This is a genomic window from Pseudomonas sp. R62 (assembly GCF_000257605.1).
Lineage (GTDB): Bacteria > Pseudomonadota > Gammaproteobacteria > Pseudomonadales > Pseudomonadaceae > Aquipseudomonas > Aquipseudomonas atacamensis.
On record NZ_JH635998.1, the window covers coordinates 57,646 to 62,101 of the forward strand.

5 protein-coding genes are annotated in these 4,456 nt (G+C 59.1%); 3 read left to right on the forward strand and 2 right to left on the reverse strand.

All coding sequences use genetic code 11. The features are described from left to right. The first annotated feature begins 236 nt into the window (after positions 1–236). Positions 237–1,130 (forward strand): sensor histidine kinase, encoded by an 894-nt coding sequence (locus OQK_RS01740; RefSeq protein ID WP_024013690.1) that lies wholly within the window; start codon positions 237–239, stop codon positions 1,128–1,130. Then, on the forward strand, positions 1,127–1,786 hold the full coding sequence (locus tag OQK_RS01745) for a response regulator (protein WP_016770832.1): 660 nt from the start codon (positions 1,127–1,129) through the stop codon (positions 1,784–1,786). The genes OQK_RS01740 and OQK_RS01745 overlap by 4 nt, the downstream gene beginning before the upstream one ends. On the opposite strand, the gene yegS is transcribed toward OQK_RS01745, so the two are convergent. Further along, positions 1,770–2,687 (reverse strand): lipid kinase YegS, encoded by a 918-nt coding sequence (gene yegS, locus OQK_RS01750; protein ID WP_016770833.1) that lies wholly within the window; start codon positions 2,685–2,687, stop codon positions 1,770–1,772. The two genes, OQK_RS01745 and yegS, sit on opposite strands and share 17 nt — an antisense overlap. Before the next feature lie 315 nt (positions 2,688–3,002). Here yegS and OQK_RS30720 point away from each other — a divergent pair, with 315 nt between their 5' ends. After that, complete coding sequence (locus tag OQK_RS30720; RefSeq protein ID WP_016770834.1) at positions 3,003–3,311, forward strand: hypothetical protein; 309 nt, start codon at positions 3,003–3,005, stop codon at positions 3,309–3,311. A gap of 59 nt (positions 3,312–3,370) precedes the next feature. On the opposite strand, the gene OQK_RS01760 is transcribed toward OQK_RS30720, so the two are convergent. After that, on the reverse strand, positions 3,371–4,456 hold a 1,086-nt coding region (locus OQK_RS01760), incomplete at its 5' end, for a molybdopterin molybdotransferase MoeA (protein ID WP_038860416.1).

Sequence of the window (4,456 nt, forward strand, 5' to 3'; positions counted from 1 at the left end):
GGACATATATAGCGACCGCGACCAACGGTATGTTAAGTGGTATTATGCCGCCGGTTAATTACCTGCCGTTTAATGGCACAGTGACTTCAGCGTTTCATTAGCAATGTTACTGCCGGCCAATCATTGCTTAACGAATGCGGTATGAATCAATAACATAATTGACAGTATTTCCACACAGAGATCCGCCAGTCACCGGTCGGTCTGCCCGCAGCGAACATCCATTGGCTCCATCCGTTATGTACGCCAGTCTCAAGTCACTCATTACATGGCCACCTTCTCGGGAAAACGCCCGGCGCTTCACACTTGTTCTGTGTGTTCTGGCGACCTTGGGCAGTCTGCTGGCGTATGTTGTTTCCGCACGCCTTCCCTTGGGATTGCTGGCACTCGACATCGCCGCCACCGCGTGCGTCTGGGTGCAATATCGCTTGTCGCGCAAATCGATCAAGTTTCAGCCACAAGAGCTGGCTGATCGACTGCTGCAAGTCCAGGAAAACGAACGACATCGCCTCAGCCGTGAATTGCACGACGATATCGGCCAGTTGCTCACCGCCGCGAAGCTGCAAAGTGACTGGCTCAAACGCCGCCTGCCGGAAGATCTGCAGGAACAATGCAAGGTCCTCTGCGACACACTGGATGAAACCCTGACCAAGGTGCGTGACGTCTCGGCGATTCTCAATCCACGTCAATTGACCAGCCTGGGCCTCGAAGCCAGCCTGCGTGCGCACTTGCTCAAGACACTGGCCAACACGCCGGTCAACTGGAGTCTCGATTGCCAGCAACGGCTCAACGGCATCCCCGAGGAAATGGCCGTCGCGGCGTTTCGCATTGCCCAGGAAGCCGTGACCAACATCCTCCGGCACGCACAGGCAAAAAACCTGTTGATTCGGGTACAGCGATTGCCGCAAGGTCTGACGCTGTTGATCAGTGATGACGGCCTGGGTTTTGCCCCGGCGGCCGACCCGGCCAGAGAAGGCCAACGCGGCATGGCCGGAATGGCCGAGCGCATCGAACAGTTGGGCGGCACATTGAGCGTTATCAGCGAGCCGGGCAAAGGCACTCGAATCGAAGCACTATTCCCGTGGGCGCCTCGGGCACTCGAACGGGCCAGTACGAATAAGGTTATGCGTTGACTTGTAACTTACTTCTGGTGGATGACCACTCGCTGATCAGAGCCGGCGTGCGCGCTCTGGTACTGGATATTCCCGGTTACGCGGTAATCGGCGAAGCCAGTGATGGTTCACAATTGCTTGAAATGGTCGAGCAATTGAGCCCGGACATCGTATTGCTGGATATCTCGATGAGGGAAACCGGTGGCCTGGAAGCCCTGCAACGGCTCAAGCGCGTTCGGCCGCAGAGCAAAGTGCTGATCCTGTCGATGCACACCGATCCGGCGCTGATCATGCAGGCGCTGGAATCCGGTGCCCATGGCTACCTGCTCAAGGACACCACGGCCACCGAGCTCGAGCACGCGCTGGAAGCCCTGCGCAACAACGAACGCTACCTCAGCCCGGCCATCGCTCATACGGTGATCAATCAGGCACTGACGCGAAACCAGAAAAGCCAGCCGGACGTCGCCGATTCGCACAATCTGACCGCGCGCCAGCTGGAAATCCTTCGCCTGATCGTGCGCGGCAAATCGACCCGGGAAATCGCCAATGGCCTGGGCTTAAGCGTCAAGACCGTCGAAACCCACCGCGCACAGATCATGAAGCGCCTGCAAATCTACGACGTGGCGGGCCTGGTGCTGTTCGCCGTGCGTGAGCAGATCATCAGCCTTGATGACTGATTGACGGTTGTTGGCCCAATAACGGCGAGTCCTTCGGCAGATGCACCTGCAACGCTGCAGGTTTCGCAACAAATCGCAGACTGTCGCCTTCCAGCGGCTCGCCATCGAGATTGATGCTCAGCCCTTCGGCGACCTTGATCTCGACCCACGGCAATCGCGCCCGCACAAACATATTGTCGAGGCCGAAGCCCTCGCTCAGCAGATTCTTCAGCGTGCCGACCAGCTCCTGCGGTGCCGGCAAAATGCTGATGTCCAGCAAACCATCGTCGACTCGCGCCTCGGGGCACAGCACATGGCCGCCGCCCGCCTGCCGTCCGTTGCCGATTCCCAGTGCAAGCAGTTCACCCTGCCAATGAAAATCCGGGCCTTGCAACTCGCCGTAAGCGGCATGCAGTTCGCTGAACCGGGTCAGGCCGGTAAATAGATAAGCGGCGCCGCCCAAGACCTTTTTCAGGTCTTCCGAAGTATTGGCGGTCACCTGGCTACCGAATCCGCCGGTCGCCATGTTCAGGAAAATCTGCCCGCCCACCTCGCCCAGATCGATATCCGAGGGCTGAACATCCAGTAGCTCAAGGGCTTCGGCCGGCTCCAGGGAAATACCGGCGGCACGGGAAAAATCGTTGGCGGTGCCCAGCGGCAGGAGGACGAGACTGGCTTTTTGCGGATGCTGCGCCAGCGCCTCGGCAATATCGCGCAACGTGCCATCACCGCCACCGGCGATGATTTTGCTGTAGCCGGCCGCCAACGCTTCCTCAACCAGACGCTGGGCGTCGCCAGCCTCCCACGTCACTCGCACAGCCAGTTCCCAGCCTTGCTCACGCTTGGCTTCGACGGCAGCGCGGACATCTTCGTTGAGTGCCTGTTTGCCATGCAAGATCAGCAGTGCCCGGCGTTCACTCATAACGTCACTCCAAGAATTGAAATCGATTGAAACATCTTGACCACTGCGCGCGTTAAAAAAGCCGCAGGGATGGCAATTAATTGCTTTTCAAACGGCCAGCGTCCTACACAGCGGTATTTTTTCGTACGGAACAAGAGGAATCGGCTTAATTGACCCCGTCCGATCATTGGGTCACCGTGTGCCGGCAGCACCAACTTTCAACTCAATAACACAAGGATGTGCCGGTAATGAACGGATACCCCGCGATTCATTTCCATGAATCAAGCAATGGAATAATCAGCAAGCGTGCAGTTGCTACGACCAGCGAGTACTTCCATGCGCAACCATGAAACCAAGGCACCGGTGAGCCCGGTCGCCGCTCTCGCCGAAAGTCGTGCCAGCAAGAAACCAGACTTCTGTAACAGCGCCAAGACCCCTGGAGAGTTTGATATGGAACCCCGAGTCAGCGAGCTGGAGACTCACTTCAAATACATGCGCCGCGACATGGACGAAGTGCTCAATGATGTGCGGACGATCAAACACCGTCTGGCGTATTCGGCGGGTGCTACCGCTGTCATCCTCGGACTGCTGGGATGGGTGGCCAACAGCCGATTCGACCAGTTGGTGACGTTGATCAGCAACTGACCGAATCAATTGTTGCACGCGCCGTGCTTACCCGCCGACGCGTGCATGGGCAAGACCGGCTACCCCAGCAGGTCACTGAGGGGAATGAAGCTCACTTCATCACCCTCGCTCAGCGTGCGGCCCTCTCGGACTTCCACCAACCCGTCGGCCCACGCGGCGCTGCGCAGCACACCCGAACTCTGGTTGCGGTAAATGATCGCCCGCCCCTGCTCCAAACGCCCGCGCAAATATTCACGACGGTTGCCGGCCACCGACCAGACAAAACCTGCTGGCACTGCAAACTTGAGCGGTTCGACGGCTTGCACACCCAGGCGACGCAAAAGATAAGGCCGCGTCAGCAGGGCGAACGTCACCAGCGTCGAGGCGGGATTGCCCGGCAGGCCAATCACCGGCACGTTGCGAAAATGGCCGAAGGTCAACGGCTTCCCGGGCTTGATGGCCAGCTTCCACAGGGCCAACTCGCCTTCTTCACGCAGGGCAATGCCGAGGAAATCCGCCTCACCGACCGAGACCCCGCCGGTAGACAGAATCAGATCGACATTTTGTAGCTCGCCCAACCGCGCCCGCGTGGTGGGCAGATCGTCCGGGAGAATTCCGCCATCAATCACTTCACAACCCAGACGCTGCAGCCAACTGCACAGAAGTACGCGATTGCTGTTGTAGATCTGGCCCAGGCCCAATGCCTGGCCGGGTTCGACCAGCTCGTCGCCGGTGGACAAAACAGCGACGCGAGGTTTGCGCACGACATTGAGGCCGGCACAGCCAAGCGAAGCAGCCAGGCCCTGCTCAATCGGTCCGAGCCGGGTTCCAGCTTGCAGCACCAATTCGCCGACCGTAGTTTCCTGGCCCTGCGGACGAATGTTCTGCCCGGCTTTCAAAGGCTCGAGGAAGCGCACTCGGCCATCGGCCTGAACTTCGGCGTTTTCCTGCATCTCGACACAGTCGGCGCCCGGCGGCAATGGTGCCCCGGTGAAGATGCGCGCGCAGGTGCCTGGTTCCAACGGCTGTGGAGATTGCCCGGCGAAGACCTTTTGACTGACCGGCAGCGGCTCGCCCTGCCAATCCGCCAGGTTCAAGGCGTAGCCGTCCATGGCGCTGTTCGGCCACGGCGGCAGATCCAGCGTCGAGATCAGATCTTCCGCCAG

Bases quoted from the DNA above. Each gene is read 5' to 3' on its own strand.
- OQK_RS30720 (WP_016770834.1), top strand. From the start codon at position 3,003: ATGCGCAACCATGAAACCAAGGCACCGGTGAGCCCGGTCGCCGCTCTC.
- yegS (WP_016770833.1), bottom strand. From the start codon at position 2,687: ATGAGTGAACGCCGGGCACTGCTGATCTTGCATGGCAAACAGGCACTC.
- OQK_RS01740 (WP_024013690.1), top strand. From the start codon at position 237: ATGTACGCCAGTCTCAAGTCACTCATTACATGGCCACCTTCTCGGGAA.